Below are 25,566 nucleotides of genomic sequence, written 5' to 3'. Positions count from 1 at the left end.
GCGTTAGTGGTGAGCTATCTAAGAAAATGCGGCTTTAACATGGCGGATATAAGGCAAATTGGCTTCTATCCGCCAATTTGGGCGTTGGTCGGTAGCGACCACTCTCTAACAAAAAATATCGCGATCGCGGCCTACGGCCGCTTATCAAAAAGAACCCCGCCTAAAAAGGCGGGGTTCGTCAGCAATCTGAAAGGGGCTTAAAGCCCCTTTTTATTAAGTCTCGACCATTAGCGCCGCAGCAGTTAGCCGTTGCGTGTCACATCCACCAGCGCATCGGCCAGTCTATCAATATGACGTTCAGCCAAGCCGGCAACGTTAATCCGACTATCACCCACTGCGTACACGCCATGTCGGTCGCGTAGCTGATTCACCTGATCAACCGTTAATCCGAGGACAGAGAACATACCACGGTGGTGCTGAATAAAATCAAAATAACCATCGCCCGTACGGTCGCGCAGTGCTGCTGTCAACCCTTCACGTAACGTATTGATCCGAGTGTTCATCGCCTCAATTTCATCTCGCCACTGTTTGGTGAGGGCGTCGTCGGTGAGGATGGTTTCAACAATCGCGGCACCGTGATCAGGCGGCATGGTATAAGTGCTTCGCGCAAGCTGAAGAATACGCCCTTTCGCATTTTGCGCTTCTTGGGCAGATTTACCCACCACAATCGCTGCGCCAGTGCGCTCACGGTACAACCCAAAGCTCTTAGAGCACGAGGTGGCAATCAACATTTCCTCAACGTTGTCGGCGAGAATACGCAAACCACGCGCATCTTCCTCCACACCATCACCGAAGCCCTGGTAGGCAATATCCACAAACGGTGTAAAGCCATTACGGTTTGCAAGCTCGGTAATCGCTTCCCATTCTTTCAAGCTGATATCAGCGCCCGTGGGGTTATGGCAACAGCCATGCAGTAATACCACATCGTCCGCACCAGCTTGCGACAACGCGTTAAGCATGGCATCGGTATCCACCATTTTGGTGTCGCGATTAAAATACGGGTAGAACTTGACCGTCAGGCCTGCCGCTTCCATGACAGGTTTGTGATTCACATAGCTAGGATCGGTCAACCACACAGTGGTCACCGGCYTGGCCAGATTCATCAAATCAGCCAACATGCGCAGTGCGCCACTCGCACCTGGGGTTTGCACCGCCGCACATCGGTGGTAAGCATCGGTCCCTTTGAGCAAGAGGTCAACCATGGCTTGGTTGAAGTTTTCATTACCCGCCAGCCCGACATAGGCTTTGGTTTGTTGGCTTTGTGCCAGTGATTGTTGCGCCGCTTTAACGGCGTGCATGATCGGCGTTTGACCCTGACTGTCACGGTATACGCCAATGCCCAAGTCCATTTTATGCTCACGCGGATCGTCACGATACGCCAATGACAAGGAGAGAATCGGATCCTGCTGAGCAGGCGAGAGCAGATCTAACATAGTATTACGTCCTTTTAAGCCTGAATGCTCAAGATACGCTATACCCTACCCCATGCGGGAAAATTGGCAACCTCTTAACCATGATTCTCTTGCCCTTTTCGGGCACGCTCGGACAGAAAGTGTACGCATTGATTGGCACTTCCCCGCCACACTAAATGAGGATCCGCTTCATCTTGGATAAACTTGCCGTCAATTAATACATCAACCAAATCGACAACATCTCGCTGTTTTGATGACAATTCTGCCAATGTATAACCTGTCCACAGCCAAATGTCTTTGCTCGGTGCGCGGCTCACCACCTCTTGTAACAATTCTTTTACACTGTCGATATTAGCAGGATGAAGCGGATCACCACCGCTCAATGATAATCCTCGGCGCGGGATCCGTGAATCGAGTAAGTCTTGAACAATCTGCTCTTGCATCAGATCAGTGAAAGGATGGCCGCTGTTCAGCGGCCAGGTGGCTTTGTTGTAACAACCACGGCATTGGTGTTCGCACCCCGATACAAACAAGGTACAACGTGTGCCTGGCCCGTTGACCACATCAACGGGAAGGTATTGGTGATAATTCACGCTTCCCCCTACATGTGTTTCACACGGCGAATCACTTCTTGCTGTTTACCCGGGTTAAAAGGTCGCGTATCAGGGCTTCCTAAATAGCCGCACACACGTCGTGTCACTGACACACGTGCTGGGTCATGATTGCCGCAAGCCGGACAAGTGAAGCCTTTACTGGTGCAATTAAATTCGCCGGTAAAACCACACTCGTAGCATTCATCAATCGGCGTGTTGGTACCATAGTATGGCACGCGATCGTAGCTGTAGTCCCAAACGTTCTCTAACGCTTCTAGGTTGTGTTGAATGTTGGGGTATTCCCCGTAGCAAATAAAGCCGCCATTGGCTAAGCGCGGATAATCCATCTCAAAATCGATTTTATCGTAAGGCGTCACTTGCTTTTCCACATCCAAATGGAAGCTGTTGGTGTAATACCCTTTATCTGTCACCCCTTCAATCACACCAAACGCCTGGGTATCGAGCTGACAAAAACGACTGCACAAGTTTTCACTTGGGGTGCTGTACAAACTAAATCCATAACCTGTTTCGGCTTTCCAGCGCTCGGTCGCATCATGTAAATAAGCCACAATCGCTTTGGCTTTCTTTTGTTTCACCACGCTGTCGTAGATGTGCGGCACGCTACCGTACAGCGCATTGATAGTCTCGTGCAGGCCAATGTAACCTAGCGAAATAGACGCACGCCCATGTTTAAAAATATCACTAACATCATCGTCTGGTTTCAAACGGATACCACATGCGCCTTCCATATATAAAATCGGTGCCACCCGCGCTTTCACCCCTTTAAAACGAGCAATCCGGGTATCGAGTGCCTGGCGCGCAAGGCTTAACGTTGCATCAAGGCGCGCATAGAACTCGTCTTCGTCCCCCTCCGCCTCAATGGCTAAACGAGGTAAATTAACGCTGACGACACCCAAGTTGTTACGTCCTTCATGCACCAGTGTACCGTCCTCTTCGTAAGCGCTTAAAAAGCTTCGGCACCCCATTGGGGTTTTGAAGGAGCCCGTGACTGATATCACTTGGTCATAATTGAGAATATCTGGGTACATACGCTTAGAGGCGCACTCGAGTGCCAACTGTTTGATATCGTAATTGGGATCACTCGGACGGCGGTTTAAGCCCTCTCGGATGCAAAACACCAGTTTCGGGAAGACGGCCGTTTTTCGATTTTCACCCAAACCAGCAATCCGATTCGCTAAAATAGCACGTTGCACGGCACGTGCCGCCCAGCTCTTACCTAAGCCGAGGCCAAAGGTGACAAAAGGAGTCTGCCCATTCGCCGTGTGCAACGTGTTGACCTCATACTCCAACGACTGAAAGGCATCAAAACACTCTTTATCAGCACGGGCGCGGGCATAAGCGTCGGGATCACTGATAGACCACTCACGCGCCACCAACAAGTGCTTTTGATAACTGGCTTCAACATAAGGGGCCAGCACTTCATCAATGCGGTTAATCGTGGTGCCACCGTAAATATGACTCGCGACTTGTGCGATGATTTGCGCGGTCACCGCGGTAGCGGTTGAGATGGATTTGGGCGGCGCAATTTCCGCATTGCCCATCTTAAAGCCTTTTTGCAGCATGCCAGCCAAGTCAATTAGCATGCAGTTGAACATCGGAAAGAAAGGTGAATAGTCCAAATCGTGATAGTGAATTTCACCCGACTCATGCGCTCTTACCACGGCACTGGGCAACATGTGTTGCTTGGCATAGTGTTTGGCGACGATCCCCGCGAGCAAGTCACGCTGAGTGGGGATGACTTTACTGTCTTTGTTGGCATTCTCGTGCAGCAATTCAGTGTTAGTTTGCCCGACCAGCCCTTGTACTTCATGATTCAAACGGCCACGGCGCTCGCGAGCGATGTCTCTATCATGGCGATATTCAATATAGGCACGTGCTACCGCTTTATGCGGTCCGGTCATAAGGACATCTTCAACGGCATATTGAATATGATCAATATCCACCTCGGCCTCGCCAGCAAACTGCGTCGCGATGGTGTCTGCTAAGCGGAGGATGTCTGCGTCGGTCAGTTGACACAGCTCAGCCTCTCGCATCGATTGCGCCGACTCTCGCGCACATGTCACCGCCTGGACAATCCGATCTGCATCAAATGGGACGCGTGTTCCATCGCGCTTAATTACCGCTGGCATATGCCCTCCACACCATATATAGGATACAAAATAAACTAAACCACAAGATGTGGTATTAGATAGCAACTAGGGGGCACATTGTGTTGACACAGATCATCGAAGTCTCGAATAACGTCCAACCGACGAATCAAATGCCTATCTGTACCGCAATCTCACTGATCTTCGTTATGATAGTTATCAGTTAAAATCAAAGGTTCTCCGCAAAGTGCTACAATGCTCCACTGCATGCGCAACATTTCCAGTAGGATCACAGTGGAACGCGTAATAATGAGGTATCCACCATCGTACTTCGAGTTTTAGGTCTGCTCGTGCTTGTTGGGGTATTTTCAGCCCCTAGCTATGGACTGACAGTGGCAACATGGAATTTTGAGTGGCTGACCTTAAAGGGTGATCAACGAGCCGGCGTCCGTCATCAAGACGATTATCAACAGCTTTCGTCGATCTTTGTTCAACTCGCCCCCGATGTGTTGGCTTTTCAGGAGGTTGATAGTCCTGAGGCACTGGCACGAGTCATTCCCACAGAGGCGTATAATGTCTATTTTTCCGATCGTTATGCCGCCCTTAAAGACAGCACACAAAGCCAGCAACTGACGGGGTTCGCCGTCCGTAAAGACTGGAAAGTAGACGACCCTCGCGATCTGCGTCAAATCGCGCTGCCGGATTTTTTTGGCGTTCCATCGCTGCGGTATGGCACCTATGTAGTGGTTACGCCGCCTAATCAGGAGCCAATACATATCCTTTCAATACACCTTAAATCTGGGTGTTTCAAACAAACCCACGCCTCAAGAAGTTGCAAAAAACTGAGCAAGCAATTTGGCGCGCTAGCAGACTGGGTCATCGCACATGGTGATAAAAACATCCTCATTGCTGGCGACTTCAATCGCTATATCAGTGACAAACAGGATCCCTATTGGCAACAATTTCGCCAAACCCTCCTTGAAAATACCTCCGCCCCAACAGATATTGTTAATGTCACTCAAAGCGTGCGTGCTCGGTGCAAAGCGAGGCGCTACAACTGGCGCACCCAGACATGGAATCAAGTGATGTATAGTCGTCTGGTCGATCATATTTTGGTGTCTGAATCACTGGCATCTCAGTGGCAATATAGTTATCAACACCATTTCGCTTATCACAGGGTGATGAATTATCGACTTAGCGATCACTGCCCGGTAGTGGCGACGTTTAAAGCCAGTGAGCGCTAAAAGCAATTGACCTACCCAAAAGATTGCGAGAGTCTAGCAAGCTGTCATGGTGATGACATAAAGGGTCGTTAGCCTCCTATCTCATAAGGGCATTTCAGATTACCCAAGGAGAGAAAATGGATATTTTACAACATCAAGTGATCCCGACGGATGACGATTTATTAGCGGACTATCTCGGCGATATTGGCGTGCTTCACGGCCAAGATGCACGCAGTGACAACGACGTATTTAGCGACGATATCGAAGACGCCACACGATAGGCGTTGATATCACGTTTCTAACATGACGCTGACAACCCCTTTTCCGCTACGTAGTAGGTTGTCAGTAAATCCACCAATGTATCCGATGTCTTATGAAAAAAGGTCTCTCTACTGCGCTATTTGTTCTCTCTTTTTTATCATTTCACGCCTCTGCAGCGCCTGAGCTAATTGCCAAGTCCACGCTTGAGTTTGGTGATTTTGAAGAAACGGCCAACGTGGAGATACAAGGCGATATTCAAGAAGATGTCTTACGCCTGGCCGAACGAGGGGTGGAAAAAGAAGAGGCGGATTATTTCGTGATCGATCAGGTTAGCGAAGATACCAAGAAAGACCTCTTAGTGGTCTCCGTTACGCTTTATCGTGAGCACACCACAGACACACAAAAAAGCATAGAAGCTCGCCTCGGCTAATCCGTTTTCGAGACAGGCAGGTTGTCGCTTGCCTGTTTTCCTCTCTGCCTTACTCCGCTCTCTCCCATTTGCTACACTTGCCGCTCTTAATAAAACCATAATGAGCAAAGTCGTGATTGGAACCCTAGATAAGATGCGCACAGAAGCCGGCGCCGACGTACAATACTTTCTGCGGGTGGGTAATGAAGAGCTACACCTCAATCCATTGCTTGGGCAGAAACTAACCCTGACGCATACTGGCAATATCTTTTGCGATGCCTGTGGGCGAAAAACCAAAAAAAGCTATTCGCAAGGCCATTGTTACCCCTGCATGAAAAAGCTCGCGCGTTGCGATATGTGTATTATGAAGCCTGAAACCTGCCACTATGCGCAAGGAACCTGTCGTGAGCCCGAGTGGGGAGAACAGTTCTGCATGACGGATCATATTGTTTATCTCGCCAACACCTCGGGATTAAAAGTGGGGATTACCCGCGCTAACCAGATGCCAACACGCTGGCACGATCAAGGTGCCACGCAAGCTCTCCCGTTGTTTCGGGTTAAAACACGCCAGATTTCCGGGCTAGTTGAAGTCGCGATGGCGAAACATGTCGCGGATAAAACCAATTGGCGCGCGCTCCTAAAAGGCGACAATGACCCACTTGATCTTCACGCAGAGGCTGAACGTTTAACCCAAGCGATCGAGCCAGAATTAGCGGATATCCGCCTGCAATTTGGCAATGATGCGGTCTTGCCTGCAGCACTTGACGCCCTCACTTTTAGTTACCCTGTCACTGAGCATCCAACCAAAATAAGTTCACATAACTTTGATAAAAATGCCGAGGTGAGTGGGGTTTTGAAAGGCATTAAAGGGCAGTATTTGATTTTCGATACTGGCGTGATTAACGTGCGTAAATTCACCAGCTACGAAGTCAGCACCTCACACGGCTAACGGCGCATCAAGTTAGCCTCTAACCAACCGTGCGAGTGATCGTTGCCACTAGCACGGTATTGGTAAGGTGGCTACTGAGGTTGGATACCCGTCATATCTGAAATCAACGCAATATGTTGTGCACTTAACGGCAATGACCAACGCACATCACCGGCATCAGCCACCAGCACATTGGCGTCGGCGATAATCTGTAACGAGTCAGATTGCACCTGCATGCTCAATTTCATTGCGGGCAATTGGATCACCACCTCATGCGCGGTCACGATTAGCTTGCCGTGTTCTATATCGACCACCATCTTGCTCAGTCCTCCAAGGATTTATCGGCGCGCTTATCAGTGAGTACCGCCATAGTGAGTCGGCTCACGCACACATCCCGGCCTCGTTCATCTTGGATGGTGATATTCCACACCTGCGTGGTTGCGCCGAGATGCACTGGGGTCGCCACGCCCGTCACCGTGCCTTCTCGCATCGCACGCAGATGATTGGCATTGATGTCCAACCCGACACAGTACTTTCCTTCTGGCACACACATGTTTGCTGCCAAGGAGCCTAGTGTTTCAGCAAGCACGACAGATGCGCCACCATGGAGCATGCCCAGCGGCTGATGCGTATGCGGTGCCACCGGCATGGTTCCTGTTAAACTCTGCGCATCAAAAGCCGTATATTCAATCCCTAAATGCGCGACCAACGTATTAGTCGAAGAGGCATTTAACCCCGCTAACGACATGTCTTTTTTCCAAATACTCACAATACTTTCACCCATTGCTGTTTATCCCGATGGAAAGGAAAACGCTGCGCGAAACGCGGACTATCAAGCCGCGCCTAACGCTGCCTGCGCGCACCAGTAGACGTTAAGCCAAGAAGCCAGTACATTAGCACTCTGATATCTTTGCTTATATTCACTGCGACTGTGGCGCAAAACGATACAGGAAATGACCATGCTACGCACTGCTAAAACCGTCATGCTATCTCTATGCCTGATGGTTATGCTTTCATCTTGCTCTCACTCGCCAACGGGACGAAACCAGTTATTGCTTTTTTCCGGTGATGACATGGCGAATCTGGGACAGCGTTCGTTTGAGGAGATGAAAAAGTCGCAACCTATCAGTGACGACAAAGCCATCAACGCCTACGTGCAATGCGTCACCGCCGCCATCTTAAAAGTGGTGCCACCGCAATCCAACTTCTCGGAATGGGAAGTGGTGGTATTCGACAGTGATCAAGTCAACGCCTTTGCACTTCCCGGCGGAAAGATCGGCGTTTACACCGGACTGCTCGACGTTGCAAAAACGCCCGATCAATTGGCTGCAGTGATCGGCCACGAAATTGGGCACGTCCTTGCCGATCACAGTAACGAGCGCTTATCGCGCTCGCAACTCACTGCCTTGGGGTTGACCATTACCGGCATCACTCTTTCTGATAACCCCTATGGCGATCTTGCCCTCGCAGGGCTTGGGCTTGGCGTCCAAGTGGGGATATTGCTTCCTTATAACCGCGCTCAAGAATCAGAATCGGATAAGATTGGTCTGCAGTTAATGCATCAAGCAGGGTTTGACCCGAGCGCCAGCGTTACCCTGTGGCAAAATATGGCAAAAGCGTCCAAAGGCGCGCCGCCGGAGTTGCTTTCAACCCATCCATCACCCGACACGCGTATTAATGCGTTACAAACAGGTGTCAATCAACTGCCTAACGTGCCCCATCGCTTGACATCGTCGTGCCCTCGACCACCATCAAAGAAACAGAGTAAAAACATTTAACTAACATAGTGAGCACCATCACAAAGCCTGCATACAAACACGGACAAAGCGTCGTCGCGTGAGAACAGCCCGTCGTCGTCACACAAAAACTTAACCTATATGTTACGCTTAAGCTTTAATTGGGGACGAGTGACGACACACGTGATGAAGCCGTTTTTCATCTTGTTTTTTTTAATACTGCAGGTGCCGTCTGCATTCGCAACGACACAAGAGACAAACGATCTTTTCGAGCAGCTGTTTGAGAAGCATGCTTTGGTTATGCTTCTCCTCGACCCAGACACGGGGGAAATCAAAGCTGCCAACCCAGCAGCCAGCGAGTTTTATGGGTATTCACAGCAGGCGCTGAGCCAAATGAATATCGCAAACATTAACGCCTTGCCCCCTGATGCCGTCGCTGAAGAACGTAAGCTGGCGGAATTAGAAAACCGAAACTATTTCGTTTTCAGCCATATATTATCAGACGGCACGACCAAAACCGTAAGGGTATCCTCGATACCCATTATCTACCGCGATGAACCGACCCTTTTTTCAATTATCACCGATATCAGTGATTATCGGGCCACCCAGGCATCACTGTGGCACTATCAAAACCGACTCGAGCAAATGGTGGCACAACAGACCGAGCAAATCGCCACGCAAAAAAATCACCAACTGATTATTACATCCTTGATTATCATTGTGCTCGGTGCAGGGCTCGCGACAATGTGGTTTATTCTCGCTAAGTCACGACGCACCGAATATGAGCTGCAACTGGAGCGTAAACGCTTAGATGAAATAATCCGCGGTACCCATGTCGGCACTTGGGAGTGGCATATCCCTAGCGGGGAACTGGTTATCAACGAGCGCTGGGCAGAAATTTTGGGGTATCAAAAACACGAGCTGATACCTGCCTCATTTGAAACCTGGCAAAAGCTTTGTCATAGCGAAGATTTCGCGCGCGCGTCTAAAGAAATTGATGCCGCCTTTAGCGACTCTAACCCTTTTTATGAATGTGAGTTTCGCATGCTGCATAAAGATGGGTTTTGGGTTTGGATCTTAGCYAAGGGTAAAGTCATGGAGTGGGATCGCGACCATAACCCAATTCGCATGGCGGGCACGCACCAAGATATCAACGAAACCAAGCGTCTTTACCTGCAGTTTGAGCATATGGCGCATACCGACACCCTGACAGGCGCGCTTAACCGCGTCGCCTTTAAGCAGCGTGCGGATATTGTGCTGGCGCAAGCACGTCAGCAAGGCGCACATTTTGCCCTACTGTTTATCGATCTCGATGGCTTTAAGAAAATAAACGATACCTATGGCCATGACGCCGGAGACAGTGTGTTAGTGGAAACGACTAAACGGATGGGCCAAAGCATCCGTAACTCRGATACCCTCGCTCGCCTGGGCGGCGACGAATTCGCGGTGATTTTAGAATATACCAGCCACCCAGAAGACGCAGCACGCGTCGCCGAGAAAATTATCTCGAGTCTCAATCAGCCATTTGCAATAGATGACCAGCAACACGCACACCTTTCCGCCAGCATCGGTATCGCTTGCTATCCAGATCATGGAGAATCGGTCGAACAGCTGCTCAATTGCTCAGATGCCGCCATGTATTATGCGAAGAAATCGCTAAAAGGCGGCACTTATGCCGTCTGTGACCCTGACAATCATGCAACCACGAGTAACAACCGCGGGAAACAATCACTTTAGACACTCGCAGTTGGCTATTTTAAGAGGCTTATTTTTGCACGGCTTGTTGTGATGGTGCGGTGGCACGCGGCGTTTGGCTTGCTAGCGCCTCATTAGTCACATCCTGGATGGAGATAAACATGTGATTGACCTCACCCCGCGTATTCGCCATTGGGTGCATGGTGACGTTTTGATACATAAAGGGAAGCTGACCGGTGATCGGGCGAACATGACGACAACGGAACAAATACGGGCGTTGCTGCCAGACAATAAAACTGCGACAACGGAGATCGAACACGGGTTGCGACTTGGCACGAAACCAAGGCTCATTGATCTCCGGAAACACCTCGAATAACGAGCGGTTTTGCACATCTTTAGCGTGTTTACCGCTATGGTGAACCATAAAGCCATTCCACATTTGGATATGGAAGTCTCTGTCTAACACAATCAATCCCATGTCGATGTGCTGTACCATGTCGAGCATCCAATGGAATTGGTCAAAATCTTCTGTGCTCATCGCATTACTCCTCATCCATTAGGTAGGCCAACTTCGCATCGAGCAGCGGCAAAGACTCATCCAGTAGCAATAATAACAAATCGCATTTTATATCTGTCCCATCAATTTGATAACTGACTTCAATGGTCACTGTGCGTTTCCATGACCCTTTCATCGCCGCTATCAACTGATCCACTTCAGCGTGCTGACCCAAGAGCGCCGGATAGCTTTGCGAAAACTCTAACGCGCCTTGATCGCCTAAGCCCTTTAAAAAGGCACTAATCAGAATATTGCTAATATCGACCAGCAATTCGAGCTCGTTGTCGACCGACCCATCCTCGGGATAGTCCAACAATTTCACCATCTCAGTAATACTGGAATCACTAATCAGCATCAGCGCTTCACCAGCGATCCCCTCCCCACTGAAACCCTGACACACACCGTTCATGGTATTTGATTGGGCCAAGTGCCGGATAGTCATCGTCAACTCGGTCACTTCAAACACATTGACCTGTGGCAGTGGCATGTGGACAAACACCCCGCAATGTCGGGCAAGTTTATCTGCTGCCTGCCCCATCGCAATGTTCACCACTTCCATGTAAATATCTCGGCGACTGAGTTTTTCTTTAGGCGCGTGTGAACGCTCGGTCTCTGACGCAGAAGCAGTGGGCAAATACGCCTTGATCAATGCATCGACGCGCTCACGACTGATGGGCTTTTTAACAAAGTCTTTGGCCCCCCGCTCCAGCACTTGCTGCTGGGCAAGCGGCTGAATGTCGCCTGAGACCACGACGACAGGCACCGTCATTCCGGCTTCTTGCATCGCTTCAAGTGTCTGATACCCATCAAGTTCCGGCATAGTCAAATCAAGGAACATGATGTCGATCGGCTGACTACTCAACACATCCAAGGCAACATTGCCATTTTCGGCAAAGTGCACGTCGGCATCCAAATCGTTGGGTAAGGTTCGCGCTAATTGCTTACGCGCGAGCGCAGAATCGTCAGTGATCAGAATTTGTGTGGTCAAAAGCCTCTCCTTTCCTACATCTTTACTGAGAGTATGGCTGGGTAAACACTGTAAGCATAAACCAATATCGCGAGGAATGAGGGCAAACCAGTCAAAATGCGATGATTCTTTTTATATCAGGGGGCTACTCTTGTCTTTGACATAATTGAGCAAGGCGATCAGAGCGACTGATCAGGCTGGGCGCATGCAAGTAGAAATAATGCAAACATGTTAAACAAAGCTGAACGCATTCGTACACTTTTTCGCTGATGATCTCAGGCGAAGCGTCAAATTCACCGGTCAGTAACGCTTGCCAATCCTCGGCAAGCCTATCGATCAGAGTGACGTCTGTCTCTCGCTCAAGAATATGGCTCAAGGCCTTTTTTATCGGGATAATATCTTCACTCGCGGCAAAAATATTTCTCAGCGTAATAATCACATCCACCAATGCGTCTTGTGTGTCTGGCTTTTTCGCTGCGGTATATAGACGAGACATTGCCAAGCGAATCCCCCTCGAGTCGGTGTCATCCACGAGCATACTCCAACGCTCAATATCGACTAAGTCTGTCTCACTGATAGCAACAGGATCGTCCGTTTCTGCCACTGAACCAAAGTCTTGTCGCCGGTTATCAAGCGAGAATGGATCGATACGCCAAACCCACTCTGGCGCCACAAAGGCTTTGTGTTCACCGAGGTAACAAAGCGCCATACACAAAACAATATTCAGCTCAGTGGTTTGTTGTTCAGTCGTGGCGTCCAATACCTCTTCTGGCCAATCATCGTCCTCTAAAAAATCACCAAAGTTAATCGCAAACGCATACCCCGACTCGAGCATGAACCCGTTATCGCGACGTTTAGCCATTAAACTCGCCGCTTGTAGGACATATTCCGCAATCCCTGGGGTATAGCGACGCACACTGCCCCATTTGGTATCCAGCTCGGCCAAGTTCGTGAGCGCCGCATTGCGAAAGCCCACAAACATCGGAATATGAGCGACTTCACCATCAGCTAAGCTACGTGCCATCTCCAACATTTCTTGCACCGTTTCTACGAACATATCAGGGCTGACAACCCCACGAATACGCATCAGGTCGTAGCTATTAACCAGAATCGACACGGGTAAACTGGCCAAGCTGACCACGCCGCGGTGGCCACTGGCATCTTTGTAGTCGCCACAGGTTTGCTGCGGCTCTTTCCCCGACGTTGTGAATAGGCGAGACAGAGCAGGGTCTGCCGCCATGCGTTTTTGAACCTGCTTACTGACCGGGAATTGCTCAATGGCTGCGGTGAGATAGCCGGCGCCTCGATAAAAAAGATGCGGCCGCTGTCCTGCTTTAATAAGAAATAAAGGATAGAGTTCACCCGCCAGTTGGCAAAAAGCACTGGTTAATGGGTCTGAACTGTTAATTCGCGTCGCCAGCTCACCGCCCTGCTGTGCACGCCAAACATTAAAGACGTGGCGGCCGTTTTGCATCACGTGCGGTAAACGATAAAAGAAGGATTGTTCACTTTCCCCTTGCTCAACCGCAGACACACGTAGCTGGCGACACAGCTCAATATATTGATTAAGTGTGTCGCGCTGAATCCGGCTCAAGCCGAGTTTTTGCATCAAAATTAAACGGCCTTCCGCTTCTGTGACATTCAGGATGTAACTCACCACACGGTGGCCCATCGCTTTCACAAAATGCGGAATGGCCGGATAGGACATCATCGTTTCCTAACCTTGTGTTAATCGTTCACGGATATCAATGCGTGCTCCGGCACCTATGAAGGGTATCGGCCTCCGTGCGGAAAACTGTACCGAGCGGACAATAATGCGTTAAAAGCCGTCGTACCTGTGGCTGATTTGTCGTACCTGTAGCTAATTTAAAAAAGTATAGTGCTTCCATTAACTTGGCAAGTCACGACAAACCCTGAAACATTTTTGCGCGCAAAGGCGATAGTGAGGACTTGACCAAGCGGTAACACGCACCTATTCTAGCGTACAAGTGTACGCTAGAATAAAGATAACGAGTTATGGATACCAAGGCTTCAACCTCTCCCCCTCAGAAACCACGCTTAATCTGGTTAAACATTAGCGTGTTTACCCTCACTTTTTTGATTGCGGTGATAGGAACGCCACTATGGGCATGGCACCATGGTTTTGATTGGATGCAGATCACTGCGCTGATCGTCACATTCAGCTTTTGTGGCCTGTCGATCACCGCCGGCTATCACCGGTTGTGGGCCCACAAAACCTATCAGGCCCATCCGGCTCTGCGCTTTATCTTCGCCATTGGTGGGGCATTTGCGCTGCAAAACAGTGCACTTCATYGGTCGTCAGATCACCGCATTCACCACCGCCATGTCGATGACAACGATGTTGACCCTTATTCGGCCAAGCGCGGCTTTTGGTTCTCACACCTTGGCTGGATGCTGCGCGAATACCATCCCAACCGCTATGGCGATTACAGCAACTGTCGCGATCTGCAAAAAGATAAGATCGTGATGTGGCAACACAAGCACTACCTTGCGCTGACACTGGCCACCAACTTTGGCTTCCCTATCGCGTTTGGTTTGCTCCATGGCGATCTTTGGGGCGCTGTCTTACTGGTCGGCTTTACTCGATTAGTGCTAAGCCACCACACCACCTTTTTCATTAACTCGTTGGCGCATGTGTGGGGCAGCCAGCCTTATACCGATAAAAACACCGCGCGGGATAATGGCGTGCTAGCCTTGATGACCTTTGGCGAGGGCTACCATAACTTTCACCATATCTTTGAGAACGACTACCGCAATGGCATTCGCTGGTGGCAATTTGATCCGACTAAATGGCTGATCAAAACCGCATCTTGGTTGGGCCTGGCCGAAAAACTGCGCGTAACCCCCGAAGAGAAGATTGAAAAGGCGCGTGCGACCATGCAATTGCAGCGCGTTACACAACAGCTTAGTGACAAGCCACACGCATCGCATCGTCTGCAAATCCTGCAACAAGAGTATGATGCCTTGGTGACTAAAATGGCGGACTACTACACGCTGAAAAAACAGCTGTTAGCGCTCGAGCGTGACAAGCTGCGCGAAAAAGTCGAAAACGCCGAGCTCGCGCAACAGTACAAAGATCTGAAAGTGCGTTTTCAGCAACAAAAACGTAGCTGGCAGGTGCTCACCGCTAAATATGCCAGCTAAACGCGACCCGTTTCAGCAAACAACAAACCGGCCACTTGGGCCGGTTTTTTATCTGGCAAGGACGCGCCGCTGGCAAGGGTCTGTTGATGCCAGTTAGTGGGAAGGAGTAACAAAAGAAAGCAGGATCGACTCCAGCTCATCCCAAGGTAAGGCGTCGGTATCGATCACTTCGATGCGCGACTCGGCCTGTTCAATCGACATAGGCGTTACGGTAACCACCTGATTAGCGACGTTAAACGCGTAAAAACCCTCGTCGGTATTGACCACCGCTTTAATCCGTTGAGCATTGATGTTACTCAATAGCCCGTACAAGGCATCAAACGGAAAACAACAGTGCGCGGCAAACAACCAACCGCAGCTGACATAGCCCTGCCCTTGGTTTTCTTTGCGGGTATAGGTATCGTCCGGACCCAGAGCTAATGTAGTCATGGGCTCGGCATCGTTGTGATGGTGATGATAGTGCGCTTGACGAGCGTGACGCGGTAACGCAAGCCACGCGGTCTCGAGCGCCCCTTGTTCAACGCCGGTTACCAAGCTTTTCTCGCCATCAAACGCGGCGACATAATCATAAAAGGTGGCGATTTGCGCCTCGCTACACTGGTCAAGCTTGTTTGCCACCACCACATCTGCGAGCGCGATTTGATCATGAAAGTTTTGATTTTCACGATAGCGCACATCATCAATACAACGCGGATCCACCAAAGTAATGGTCGCGCCCAGCGACAAAGAAGTATCGAAAGGCGGTTGAGTCAGCTTACCGATAATGTCTTTGGGATGACCGAGTCCCGTCGGTTCAATCAAAATCCGATCCGGCTTCTCAGCAAGCAAGGTATTTAGCCCCACCGTCATGGGTAGGCCGGCCACACAACACATGCATCCTCCCGGCACTTCCTTTACCAGCGCACCTTGTTCAGAGAGGATCGCGCCATCGACACCTACCTCGCCAAACTCGTTCACCAAGATAGCCCAACGCTCATGCTCGGGTTTATTCGCGAGTAAATGACGAATCGCCGTGGTTTTCCCCACGCCAAGAAACCCAGTGATAATATTGGCTGCGATCTGACTCATGATTCTATCCGTTCGTTACTTGTATCGGCGTAGTGTAACGGATTGCGCCACACTCGTCGCCTTTTGGTAAAGCACATTGAACCAGCCATATGCAGCTCAGTGAGTAGCACAAAAAATGATGAAATATCATGCACTCACTGCAAGTGGTGATCATTACCAATAAAAGCTTGGTAGAATGAAGAGTTCGCTAACACACTTCTTAGGAGGAAGTATGCTGAATCCATCAACGGCAAAGTCGGTGATTGACCATGCCCTGTTTTTAGGCGCGGATTTCGCCGAACTCTTTGTCGAACGCCATCACTCAGGCAACGTAGAGCTGTTGTCTGGTGAGGTGGATAAAGTGAGCTCAGGGATTGATTTTGGTATTGGTATCCGGTTGTTTTTCGGCCACAAAGTGCTTTATGGCTATACCAACAGCCGCGATGAAGAACAATTGAAAAAAGTCACCAGCTTGCTGTGTGCGCGTGATAAGCGCGATCAAATCGCCACCGCTGGGCCGCTCAATTTGTCCCATTTAAATGACAAACATCCGGTGTCTGAGCCGTTATCGGCAGATCAACATGTGGCCGATAAGGTGGCGTTCTTACGCCAAGTGGATGCGCGCATTCGTGCCGAGAGCGATAAAATCGCGCAAATTATTGGCCGAGTCGGCCAACGTGAGCAACAGGTCGAGATTTTTAACTCTCATGGCCTGCATGTCACAGATACCCGCCACTACACGCGTATTGCCGCTACAGCGGTCGCAACTAACGGTGAGGAACAGTCAACGGGCTTTGATGCTCCCGGTGCACTCACAGGCTGGGAATTCCATCAGGATATCGATCCGGTTGAGCTTGGCGAGCGTGTCGCACGACAAGCGCTGGTTAAACTCGGTGCCCAAGCCTGCCCATCGGGCGAAATGCCGGTGGTGATTGGCAACGGCTTTGGTGGGGTGATTTTCCACGAAGCCTGTGGCCACTTGTTAGAAACCACCTCGGTTGCTAAGCAAGCTTCCGTCTTCCATGACCAAATGGGCGAAATGATTGCAAGCCCTGTGGTGAGCGCGGTGGACGATGGCACCTTGGCGAATGCATGGGGCTCAATCAATATCGATGATGAAGGCATGGAAACCCAGCATACCCAGTTGATCAAAGACGGTAAGCTCACCTCCTTTATGGTCGATCACATGGGCAGCCTGAAAACCGGTTATGCGCGCACCGGCTCTGGCCGACGTGAGTCTTATAAATTCGCACCGACCTCGCGGATGCGAAACACCTTTATTGAGCCCGGCAACGACAGCTTAGACGCCATGATTGGCTCCATGGAGCGTGGCATCTACGCCAAGAAGATGGGGGGCGGCTCAGTACAACCCGGCACCGGCGAGTTTAACTTTGCGGTCCAAGAAGCTTACTTGGTCGAAGACGGTAAGATCACTGTGCCACTCAAGTCTGCCACCTTAATCAGTACGGGGCCTAAGGTGCTTAAAGAAATCAGCATGGTCGGCAAAGATCTTGCCCTTGCCGCCGGTATGTGTGGTTCGGTAAGCGGCTCAGTCCCCACCACCGTGGGCCAACCTGCATTGAAAGTCGATAATATCCTAGTAGGAGGCGGTAACGCATGAGTGAGCAAATCATTAAAGCAACCCTAAGCGATGCCGTCGATCAGGTCCTCAGCTTGGTGAAACAGCAAGGTGCGCAAGCAGACGTGATTGCCAACGCCAGCGAAAGCTTGTCACTCAAAGCCGACCAAGGCGATCTCTCCGAGCACAAAGTCACCGCCGGTCAAGTGATCGGCGTGCGGGTGATCAAAGGGGATCAAGTCGCCACCAGCTATTCAGAATCGCTAGATAGCGATAGTCTTGCCAGCATGGTGAACGCCGCACTCACCAACGCAAGCTTTACCAAAGCCGACCCGGATCAGCAAATTCGCGCTGAAGGGCAGCAAATTGATCAGCAAGATCCCAGCTTGCTGCAAGCAGATAACACCCCGATTGAAGACAAGATCGCGTTGGCGCTCGCCCTTGAGCAAGATGTGGTCAGCCAACCCCGCGCAACGGGGGCGCCCTACAATGGGTACAGTGAGCAAACCCAATATCAGTTGCTTGCTAATACTCTAGGCACACGCTGCTATCACAGTGAGCGTAGCTTTAGTTGCTACACCGCAGCACTGCTCAATCACGACGGTAAGCAAGCGATGCATCTCGGCGCCTCAGTGTCACGCCGCTTTGCTGATCTTGATCGCGCCCATGCAACTCAACTGGCCTACCAAACCGCTGACGCCTTGCTCGAGGGTGGCCCAGTGAAAACCGGTTCGTATCCGGTGATTTTTGAGCATGATTGTCTCAGCGAATTGCTGGGCGCCTTTGGCAGCTGCTTCTCCGGCGATGCGGCCAAGCGCGGGACTAATCCGTGGCATGAAAAAGTCGGCAAGCCCGTTGCAGATACGGCGCTCACCATCACCGATGTGGCAAGACTTGATGGCGGGATGCGTATTAAAGCCTTTGATAGCGAAGGCTTTGCCACCGCCGACACGCCTTTGATTGAAAACGGCGTCTTAGTCGGCTTTTTACACAACAGCGCCACGGCGCAGCATTTTGGTGTTCCCCATACGGCTAACGCGGGCCGCAGCCCCAAAGGCGGTTTGGATGTCACTTCTCGTCATGATGTGATTGCCGCAGGTAAACACAGTGATGCAGACGTGCATGCCGGTGAATATCTTGAGTTAGCGTCACTGCAAGGTGTGCATTCAGGCGCTAATGCCATCAGTGGCGACTTCTCTTTCGGTGCAAGTGGGTTTGTCTGCCGAAATGGGAAACGGGTTCGTCCGGTTCGCGGGATCACAGTCGCCGGCAATTTCTATACCATGCTCAATGAGATAGATGCCATCGGCAATACCGTGTTACCCAACTATGATGGCGCCTTCTTTGCGCCACGCATCCGCTTCGCCCGCTTATCCATCGCGGGTGAATAACGGCGCATCTTCTAAAGGCATCGGTTTAGGCTGATGCCTTTTTATTCTCGGTTTGTGCTTCCACACTGTGTACCGCAGGATTCATCTTTGCCGCCAAATCGGTGAATGCCTGCATGGCGACGTCACTGGTCAGAATACGCCCATGCCCTAACCCTTCGGTAGCTAGCACAGTCACATGCGGGTAGCTAGTTGCTCGCTCAGTGACGGCGAAGGAGGCAAACCGGTCGTTTTTGTCGTGAGCAATCACCACCGGATGACGGCGACGCGACAATTTTTCGAGCGGCTCAATGGTCTCGATCGGATACCCGTGCTGATCGCCTACTTCTTGGACAATTTCATCAAATAACTTCAGTGAATACCCCGATTTACGGACCGTGGCGTATAAATTCTCGCGATAATTCAACACGGGGGCGACCAAAAAGAGCGGTAAATCATCCACCTGGGGGTGTTCGCTTTCCAACACCGCGGCAGCGCCCATACTGTGCGCAATCACCCCAGAGACATTATCGACTTGATCTAATACATCATTGATCGCCTGCACAAAGCCGGGAATATGGCTCTCATTTCCCTCACTCTGTCCATGTGCGGGATGATCGAATGCCACCGCACGAAAGCCCAATGAGGCAATGTGCGCCATCAGAGGGAAAAACTGGCTAGCGGATCCAGACCAGCCATGCGTCAGCAGCCAAGTTGGCCCCGCACCCAAACTATACATTTGCAAGAGCCCTGCTTGGCTTTGCACTTGAGAGTGCACCAAACCCTCTGGCTCTGGGTTCACCATTGGGCTACGAGTGGGAGTGAGGAAGAGCTTACGCGCCACTTTCTTGGCATGACGAGGTGCCAAACGATGATGACAACGGCTTACCGCTCCTACCAGAGAGCGTTTAACGCTAAACCGGCCTGGCGTTGAAAAATACACTTTTTTACTCATAGTCATTGGATCCTTAAATCGAACGAGTGTTCGTTTTTACGCTAAAAAACAACCTCGTTGTTTTCGCTACCCTCTTCATCTTATTGGGTAATTAGCGGCGGCTTTGCGCGAGCAATTGCTCCACACCATGCCAAAAACGTGTCCCTTCCGGCGATTCGAGTGACAAGCGCAGAAATAACTGGCTGCTTAAATAGTGCCCATACAACTGATACACAGCCTGCCAGGTATCAAGGTCGGCGCGAAATTCGCCGACATGTTTGCCCTTTTCAAATTGTGCGGCCAGGTAGTCGAGCCACTGACGGGTAACGTGCTGCAACGCTTGGTGGATGGGATCATTGCTCGCGCGCTGCTCATGCCACGCATCTAAGAACAAGCACTGACCCTGAAAGTGCTGATGCCAACCCATCCAATTACGCAGTAAGTGTTGTAATTTGGCTTCAATACTCACGTGGTCCGCTTCACGGCTCGGGGTGATCACCCGCTCGACAAAGCAATCGCCCGCAAAATGGACCACGGCGATCTGCAAGTTTTCTCGCGAATTAAAATGCGCAAAGAGACCACTTTTTGACATTTGCACGTCGCGCGCCAAACTACCTATCGTTAAGCTCTCCAACCCATATACACTGGCAGCTTCAAACGCGGCTTCGAGAATACGCAATCTCGTTTGCTCGCGCTTAGACAGCGAGTATGTTGAGTCTGCGGAAACGGCCATGACACTCTCCCTCAAAGCAGCCGAGTTGATACGCCACTATCTATTGATAACAGTGGCGCAGTCGGTTCACCTTACCCCAACGATGCCTTCATTTATAGTACGAACGTTCGTTTTTATCCAATTGAGATTCGCTCCAACCGTGTCATCGTCTCCAACATTGGTAGACCTTTCATGCTATTGCACACTGACTCAGCAAATATTGATGAAATTTTGCGCCATATTCTTTTTGGTTTTAATAAGTGCTTTTTTTATCTAGCAAGAATGTGACATAGGTCTTCATTGCATGCACCTTCCGGCATATGATGCCAAGCAATCGCTAATCCTTGAATACATTTAACGGGGTTAGAGCTTCACGTCATTATAATTCTCTAGATTGGAACGCCGACTATGACAGTTATCCTTTTAAATCTGATCGCTTTTGCGCTGTTGCTGGCGGTGCTTGTCAAATTGCACAAGCAACAAAAATCCTTATCCACACGTGTGTTTACAGGCCTCGGCTTGGGGGTTGCCTTCGGTGCGGCGCTGCAAGCGTTATACGGTGCTGACGGCGCGATCACGCGCGAAACCATCAACTATATCAATATCGTCGGCTCAGGCTACGTCAGCCTACTCAAGATGATCATCATGCCGTTAATTACGGTGTCGATTATTGGCGCGATTTTGAAAGTGAAAGACTCAGGCTCACTGGGTAAAATTTCCAGCTTGAATATCGGTATTTTGCTGGCCACCACCGCCGCGTCTGCGCTCATTGGTGTACTCGTCAGCAACCTATTTGGGTTGTCTGCGCAAGATATCGTACAAGGTGCGCGAGAGATGGCGCGTGGTGCCGCCTTGGAGCAGCGCTTGGGCTCGGTCGAAGACTTATCACTAGCTGATATGATTATCTCTTTCTTCCCACAAAACCCATTTGCAGATTTAGCCGGTAGCCGTCCAACCTCGACTATCGCTGTGGTGATTTTCTCTGCGCTCGTGGGTATCGCTGGTGTCACATTGTCGCGCACTCAACCTGAGCTTGGCGAGCGTTTTGAGCGCTTTATGGATGTGGCTCAAGAATTAGTGCGTACGTTGGTTCGAATGATCATCGGCCTCACTCCCTACGGTATTTTAGCTTTGATGAGCAAAGTGGTAGCTGGCTCAAACGTAAGTGAAATTCTTGAACTTGCCAACTTTGTTGCCGCCTCTTATGTAGGCTTAGGTGCCATCCTAGTCATGCACTTGGTATTGATTGGCCTTGTCGGTATGAGCCCAATTCAATATCTCAAAAAAGTGCTCCCTGTGCTGACGTTTGCCTTTACGTCTCGCTCAAGCGCGGCCACGATTCCGCTCAATATCGATTCGCAAATGAAGAACTTGGGTAACGATCCGGCCAGCGCCAATTTCTCAGCGTCATTCGGTGCCACCATGGGTCAAAATGGCTGTGCCGGCYTGTATCCAGCTATGCTGGCGGTCATGATTGCACCTACCATTGGCATTAATCCACTCGATCCGGGCTTTATCGCCACCTTGGTTGCGATTGTCACTGTCAGTTCATTCGGTATTGCCGGTGTGGGCGGCGGCGCGACCTTTGCGGCACTGATTGTACTCTCGGCACTGGATATGCCAGTCGCGCTTGCAGGCCTGCTCATTTCTATCGAACCTTTGATTGATATGGGCCGTACTGCTGTGAATGTGAGCGGCTCTATGACGGCCGGCACCCTCACCTCGCGTTTAACCGGTGGCCAAGATAAATCCATCTTCGATCACCATGAGGTGGTGAAACAAGAAACGGCAAAAGCCTAACTACTGAAAACAATAAACATGACTGATGCCACGCCCACGCGTGGCATTTTTGTGTTCGTACTGAGCCTACATAAAGCAACGTCATGCGATGACCTAATCCCTTACAACTTGTAAGAAATTATTTCAGCGATTACACTCTGCGGCACTGTAACTGCAGGGATCCCCTGCCAACCGTGAGATAATCAATGAGTATTGAACAAACGCTTCAGGCGCGCAGTGGCGGCCAATGTGAACTCTGCACCAGCCAAGACAACTTATCTGTGTATGAAGTCCCGTACTCGCCCGACACCACAGCGAACAGTTGCGTATTGGTTTGCAGCACGTGTCACGACCAACTTCAACACCCAGACAATATGGATGTGAACCACTGGCGCTGCCTGAACGATACTATGTGGAGCCAAGAGCCTGCGGTACAGGTAGTTGCCTATCGCCAGCTCTCTCGCCTTTCTAGCGAAAGTTGGGCGCAAGATAATCTTGATATGATATATATGGAAGACGATGTCCGTAAGTGGGCAGAAACCGGTCAAGATATCGAAGAAGTCAAAGTATTGGACGCTAACGGCGTGACACTGCAAAAAGGCGACGACGTGACCGTGATTAAAGATTTGCCCGTTAAAGGCTCAAGCCAAGTGATCAAACAAGGCACGGTGATACGCGGCATTAACTTGACCGATGATCCTACTCATGTGCAAGGAAAAGTAAACGGCCAAACCCTGTTTGTGATTGCAGAATTCTGCCGCCGTAAATGAGCCTCAAAGCAATTGATGGGTCATCTTAGCCCACAAGCGGCGTCCTGGCGGCGCCGCGTTAATCACGCTTCCGCACAGTTTACACTGTAAAACGTTACGCCTTCCTCACCATCAAACCCAATAGATTGAACATTGGCAGCCCTTCGCCTATTTTCAAACCATGGCATTCGCCACCTTCCTCTTTKGACTGACAGCCGCAGCAGTAGGCGTAGAAACCGCCTCTCAATTACGCAAATGACGCATGTTGCCCATGTGACATGTCGATGAAATTCAAGGTTTCTATTTCTTCAAACCCATGAGTGCGGAGAAAGCGTTGGATAGGTTCGTGGGAAAGGAGTAATAACCCGCTGGCTGAAATTCATTATATCAGTGCCAACTCTTTACGAACTGAAGCGAGTTATTGAATCATCTTAATCATCCGCAAAGATGTTGATCTTTGGACCGGTGGCGGGCGATGTTTTTTGTTTTTCGGCTATTTTCGCTAGCGTCTTCTTGTAGGTGTCATCGCTCATATCTCGCCAGTAACGCGGATCGCGGCCAGTCTGTTGATCATGGGCGGCAGTTACAGGGTCTTTGGCTCGGGCTTCTTCTAACACCAACAGATCTGGCATCGGTTGACTCACATCCATGTAACGCTGGATCATATTCCACAGGCGCTGGTACTCCACCACTCGCTCGTTGGTGCCAATTAAGTTACTAATAGGTACACCCACAGAGTAAGGCTGATAGCGATGAACTAACATCAAATTGTAGTTCAGGTGGCCTTGCGGACTCGGTGCTGACATCAACACACAATCAAATTCAATAAAAGGATGCGTAAAGCGTACTTTATTGCCACGCTTATACAAGGTCACCATCCCTGTTTGACGGTTTAAGCTATAAACAGGTTTTCTTTTTAAAAAAGGCGCTAGGAAATAATAGCCTTTACATACCAATTTATAATGGGCCCATATAAGCAAGCAAGGAAGCGTGAAGTAGAGGGTTAAACCGTAGGAAACCATTAACCAATCATCCAATCTTTTATCCCAGCTTGCGTAACCAAATAATAATGGATAGAGAAACACTGAGTAAGCCAAAGGCAGAAGTAAAACTAGTAATATTTTTGCCAATCCTACCATAAAAAAATATAGTTGAGACCAGCCTGATAACGACTCACTGTCTAGACTTTCTTCAGTCCAGAATGATGGCTTTCCATTCCCTTTTGTCTCTTTTGCTTGCGTTGGCATCGTTTCTCGAGCAAGTGATAAAGCAATGGTGTCATTTGCCTTGGTAAAGGGGAAGACTTTCCCCTTGGTGAGTAGCTGCTGCAAAAAACCGTGCGGTGGTTTTGAGGGTTGTAGCGACAGTTGCTCAGTGTTGTAGACCATGTCAGCTATCCACAAAGATATTGATCTTTGGGCCGGTGGCGGGCGATGTTTTTTGTTCTTCTGCTATTTCCGCTAGCGTCTTCTTGTAGGTTTCATCGCTCATACTTCGCCAGTAACGCGGGTCGCGGCCAGTCTGTTGATCATGGGCAGCAGTTACAGGGTCTTTGGCTCGAGCTTCTTCTAATACCAACAGATCTGGCATCGGTTGACTCACATCCATGTAACGCTGGATCATATTCCACAAGCGCTGGTACTCCACCACACGCTCGTTGGTGCCAATTAAGTTACTAATAGGTACGCCCACAGAGTAAGGCTGATAGCGATGAACTAGCATTAAGTTATAGTTCAGATGGCCTTGCGGACTCGGTGCTGACATCAACACACAGTCAAATTCAATAAAAGGATGCGTAAAACGAACCTTATTTCCGCGCTTATACAAGGTCACCATCCCGGTCTGACGGTTTAAGCTGTAAACACGTTTGCTTTTTAAGAAAGGGGCTAGGAAATAATAGCCTTTACATACCAACTTATAGTGACCCCATATAAGCAAGCAAGGAAGCGTAAAATAAAGGGTTAGGCCATAGGTTCCTGTTGACCAAGTCTCCCACCTAGCATCCCAACTTGCATAACCAAATAATAGTGGATAAAGCAATATTAAATAAGCCAAAGGCAAAAATAGAATTAATAGTATTTTTGCCAGTCCCACCATTAAAAAGTAAAGTTGAGACCAGCCTGATAAAGATTCACTATCTAGGCTTTCTTCGGTCCAGAATGAAGGCTTTTCACTTCCTTCTGTCTCTTTTATTTTAGATGGTAATGTTTCTCGAGCAAGTGATAAAGTAATGGTGTCATTTGCCTTGGTAAAGGGGAAGACTTTCCCCTTAGTGAGTAGCTGCTGCAAAAAACCGTGCGGTGGTTTTGTGGGTTGTAGCGATAGTTGCTCGGTGTTGTAGGTCAT

Annotated in this window: 25 protein-coding genes; 12 read left to right on the top strand and 13 right to left on the bottom strand. The window is 49.9% G+C overall.

The window, feature by feature from the left end:
- On the top strand, window positions 1-201 hold a 201-nt coding region (locus BZG73_RS16155), incomplete at its 5' end, for a hypothetical protein (RefSeq protein ID WP_235606042.1).
- Window positions 202-242: 41 nt separating this feature from the next.
- On the opposite strand, the gene BZG73_RS08345 is transcribed toward BZG73_RS16155, so the two are convergent.
- The 3 genes from BZG73_RS08345 to nrdD form a co-directional block, all read right to left on the bottom strand.
- Window positions 243-1,433, bottom strand: coding sequence for an amino acid aminotransferase (locus tag BZG73_RS08345; protein WP_077668085.1), 1,191 nt, complete (start codon window positions 1,431-1,433; stop codon window positions 243-245).
- 74 nt (window positions 1,434-1,507) lie between these two features.
- A complete protein-coding gene (nrdG, locus tag BZG73_RS08340; protein WP_077606620.1) occupies window positions 1,508-2,005 on the bottom strand; it encodes an anaerobic ribonucleoside-triphosphate reductase-activating protein in 498 nt (165 codons plus the stop codon).
- A gap of 8 nt (window positions 2,006-2,013) precedes the next feature.
- Complete coding sequence (gene nrdD / locus BZG73_RS08335) at window positions 2,014-4,155, bottom strand: anaerobic ribonucleoside-triphosphate reductase (protein ID WP_077668084.1); 2,142 nt, start codon at window positions 4,153-4,155, stop codon at window positions 2,014-2,016.
- A 350-nt stretch (window positions 4,156-4,505) separates the two neighbouring features.
- Between nrdD and BZG73_RS08330 the strand changes: the two genes are divergently transcribed.
- The 4 genes from BZG73_RS08330 to BZG73_RS08320 all read left to right on the top strand — a co-directional run bounded on the left by BZG73_RS08330 (window position 4,506) and on the right by BZG73_RS08320 (window position 6,955).
- Entirely contained in the window at window positions 4,506-5,357 is an 852-nt protein-coding gene (locus tag BZG73_RS08330) for an endonuclease/exonuclease/phosphatase family protein (protein WP_158075286.1), read from the top strand.
- 116 nt (window positions 5,358-5,473) lie between these two features.
- Window positions 5,474-5,617 carry a hypothetical protein gene (locus BZG73_RS16005; RefSeq protein WP_158075285.1) on the top strand — a complete coding sequence of 48 codons (144 nt, stop codon included), beginning with the start codon at window positions 5,474-5,476 and terminating at the stop codon, window positions 5,615-5,617.
- 92 nt (window positions 5,618-5,709) lie between these two features.
- On the top strand, window positions 5,710-6,027 hold the full coding sequence (locus BZG73_RS08325) for a hypothetical protein (RefSeq protein ID WP_077668082.1): 318 nt from the start codon (window positions 5,710-5,712) through the stop codon (window positions 6,025-6,027).
- 100 nt (window positions 6,028-6,127) lie between these two features.
- Window positions 6,128-6,955, top strand: coding sequence for a DUF2797 domain-containing protein (locus tag BZG73_RS08320; RefSeq protein WP_046075885.1), 828 nt, complete (start codon window positions 6,128-6,130; stop codon window positions 6,953-6,955).
- A gap of 71 nt (window positions 6,956-7,026) precedes the next feature.
- Here BZG73_RS08320 and BZG73_RS08315 read toward each other — a convergent pair whose 3' ends face one another.
- Both BZG73_RS08315 and BZG73_RS08310 read right to left on the bottom strand, forming a co-directional pair.
- A complete protein-coding gene (locus tag BZG73_RS08315; protein ID WP_046075886.1) occupies window positions 7,027-7,251 on the bottom strand; it encodes a DUF3389 family protein in 225 nt (74 codons plus the stop codon).
- A gap of 5 nt (window positions 7,252-7,256) precedes the next feature.
- On the bottom strand, window positions 7,257-7,703 hold the full coding sequence (locus tag BZG73_RS08310) for a hotdog fold thioesterase (protein ID WP_046076078.1): 447 nt from the start codon (window positions 7,701-7,703) through the stop codon (window positions 7,257-7,259).
- A gap of 184 nt (window positions 7,704-7,887) precedes the next feature.
- Between BZG73_RS08310 and BZG73_RS08305 the strand changes: the two genes are divergently transcribed.
- Complete coding sequence (locus tag BZG73_RS08305; protein WP_077579166.1) at window positions 7,888-8,712, top strand: M48 family metallopeptidase; 825 nt, start codon at window positions 7,888-7,890, stop codon at window positions 8,710-8,712.
- 99 nt (window positions 8,713-8,811) lie between these two features.
- Complete coding sequence (locus tag BZG73_RS08300) at window positions 8,812-10,407, top strand: diguanylate cyclase domain-containing protein (RefSeq protein ID WP_077668081.1); 1,596 nt, start codon at window positions 8,812-8,814, stop codon at window positions 10,405-10,407.
- Window positions 10,408-10,435: 28 nt separating this feature from the next.
- Here BZG73_RS08300 and BZG73_RS08295 read toward each other — a convergent pair whose 3' ends face one another.
- From BZG73_RS08295 to BZG73_RS08285, 3 genes are all read right to left on the bottom strand, one after another.
- Window positions 10,436-10,903 carry a PAS domain-containing protein gene (locus BZG73_RS08295; RefSeq protein ID WP_046075887.1) on the bottom strand — a complete coding sequence of 156 codons (468 nt, stop codon included), beginning with the start codon at window positions 10,901-10,903 and terminating at the stop codon, window positions 10,436-10,438.
- A 4-nt stretch (window positions 10,904-10,907) separates the two neighbouring features.
- Entirely contained in the window at window positions 10,908-11,909 is a 1,002-nt protein-coding gene (locus BZG73_RS08290; RefSeq protein ID WP_077667076.1) for a response regulator, read from the bottom strand.
- 124 nt (window positions 11,910-12,033) lie between these two features.
- A complete protein-coding gene (locus BZG73_RS08285; protein ID WP_077668080.1) occupies window positions 12,034-13,599 on the bottom strand; it encodes a hypothetical protein in 1,566 nt (521 codons plus the stop codon).
- Between the two features lie 305 nt (window positions 13,600-13,904).
- Between BZG73_RS08285 and BZG73_RS08280 the strand changes: the two genes are divergently transcribed.
- On the top strand, window positions 13,905-15,053 hold the full coding sequence (locus tag BZG73_RS08280) for an acyl-CoA desaturase (protein WP_077668079.1): 1,149 nt from the start codon (window positions 13,905-13,907) through the stop codon (window positions 15,051-15,053).
- 93 nt (window positions 15,054-15,146) lie between these two features.
- On the opposite strand, the gene BZG73_RS08275 is transcribed toward BZG73_RS08280, so the two are convergent.
- Window positions 15,147-16,121 carry a CobW family GTP-binding protein gene (locus BZG73_RS08275; protein ID WP_077668078.1) on the bottom strand — a complete coding sequence of 325 codons (975 nt, stop codon included), beginning with the start codon at window positions 16,119-16,121 and terminating at the stop codon, window positions 15,147-15,149.
- 211 nt (window positions 16,122-16,332) lie between these two features.
- On the opposite strand from BZG73_RS08275, the gene BZG73_RS08270 reads away from it, so the two are divergent.
- Together BZG73_RS08270 and BZG73_RS08265 are read left to right on the top strand one after the other, a co-directional pair.
- On the top strand, window positions 16,333-17,721 hold the full coding sequence (locus BZG73_RS08270; protein ID WP_077479975.1) for a TldD/PmbA family protein: 1,389 nt from the start codon (window positions 16,333-16,335) through the stop codon (window positions 17,719-17,721).
- On the top strand, window positions 17,718-19,070 hold the full coding sequence (locus BZG73_RS08265; RefSeq protein WP_077668077.1) for a TldD/PmbA family protein: 1,353 nt from the start codon (window positions 17,718-17,720) through the stop codon (window positions 19,068-19,070). Before BZG73_RS08270 ends, BZG73_RS08265 begins: the two co-directional genes overlap by 4 nt.
- Before the next feature lie 25 nt (window positions 19,071-19,095).
- Here BZG73_RS08265 and BZG73_RS08260 read toward each other — a convergent pair whose 3' ends face one another.
- The gene (locus BZG73_RS08260; RefSeq protein ID WP_077668076.1) at window positions 19,096-20,001 is read right to left on the bottom strand and encodes an alpha/beta hydrolase; all 906 of its coding nucleotides are present in this window, start codon (window positions 19,999-20,001) and stop codon (window positions 19,096-19,098) included.
- Window positions 20,002-20,092: 91 nt separating this feature from the next.
- Complete coding sequence (locus tag BZG73_RS08255; RefSeq protein ID WP_077668088.1) at window positions 20,093-20,683, bottom strand: TetR/AcrR family transcriptional regulator; 591 nt, start codon at window positions 20,681-20,683, stop codon at window positions 20,093-20,095.
- 417 nt (window positions 20,684-21,100) lie between these two features.
- Between BZG73_RS08255 and BZG73_RS08250 the strand changes: the two genes are divergently transcribed.
- Window positions 21,101-22,492 carry an L-cystine transporter gene (locus tag BZG73_RS08250; protein WP_077668075.1) on the top strand — a complete coding sequence of 464 codons (1,392 nt, stop codon included), beginning with the start codon at window positions 21,101-21,103 and terminating at the stop codon, window positions 22,490-22,492.
- A 185-nt stretch (window positions 22,493-22,677) separates the two neighbouring features.
- Window positions 22,678-23,241, top strand: a complete 564-nt coding sequence (locus BZG73_RS08245) for a PhnA domain-containing protein (RefSeq protein WP_077668074.1) — start codon at window positions 22,678-22,680, stop codon at window positions 23,239-23,241.
- 410 nt (window positions 23,242-23,651) lie between these two features.
- On the opposite strand, the gene BZG73_RS08240 is transcribed toward BZG73_RS08245, so the two are convergent.
- Both BZG73_RS08240 and BZG73_RS08235 read right to left on the bottom strand, forming a co-directional pair.
- Window positions 23,652-24,551, bottom strand: coding sequence for a hypothetical protein (locus BZG73_RS08240; RefSeq protein ID WP_235606040.1), 900 nt, complete (start codon window positions 24,549-24,551; stop codon window positions 23,652-23,654).
- Window positions 24,552-24,609: 58 nt separating this feature from the next.
- A complete protein-coding gene (locus BZG73_RS08235; RefSeq protein WP_077668072.1) occupies window positions 24,610-25,566 on the bottom strand; it encodes a hypothetical protein in 957 nt (318 codons plus the stop codon).

Source organism: Salinivibrio siamensis (assembly GCF_001996005.1).
GTDB lineage: Bacteria > Pseudomonadota > Gammaproteobacteria > Enterobacterales > Vibrionaceae > Salinivibrio > Salinivibrio siamensis.
This window is presented reverse-complemented; position numbering and strand designations above follow the sequence as displayed.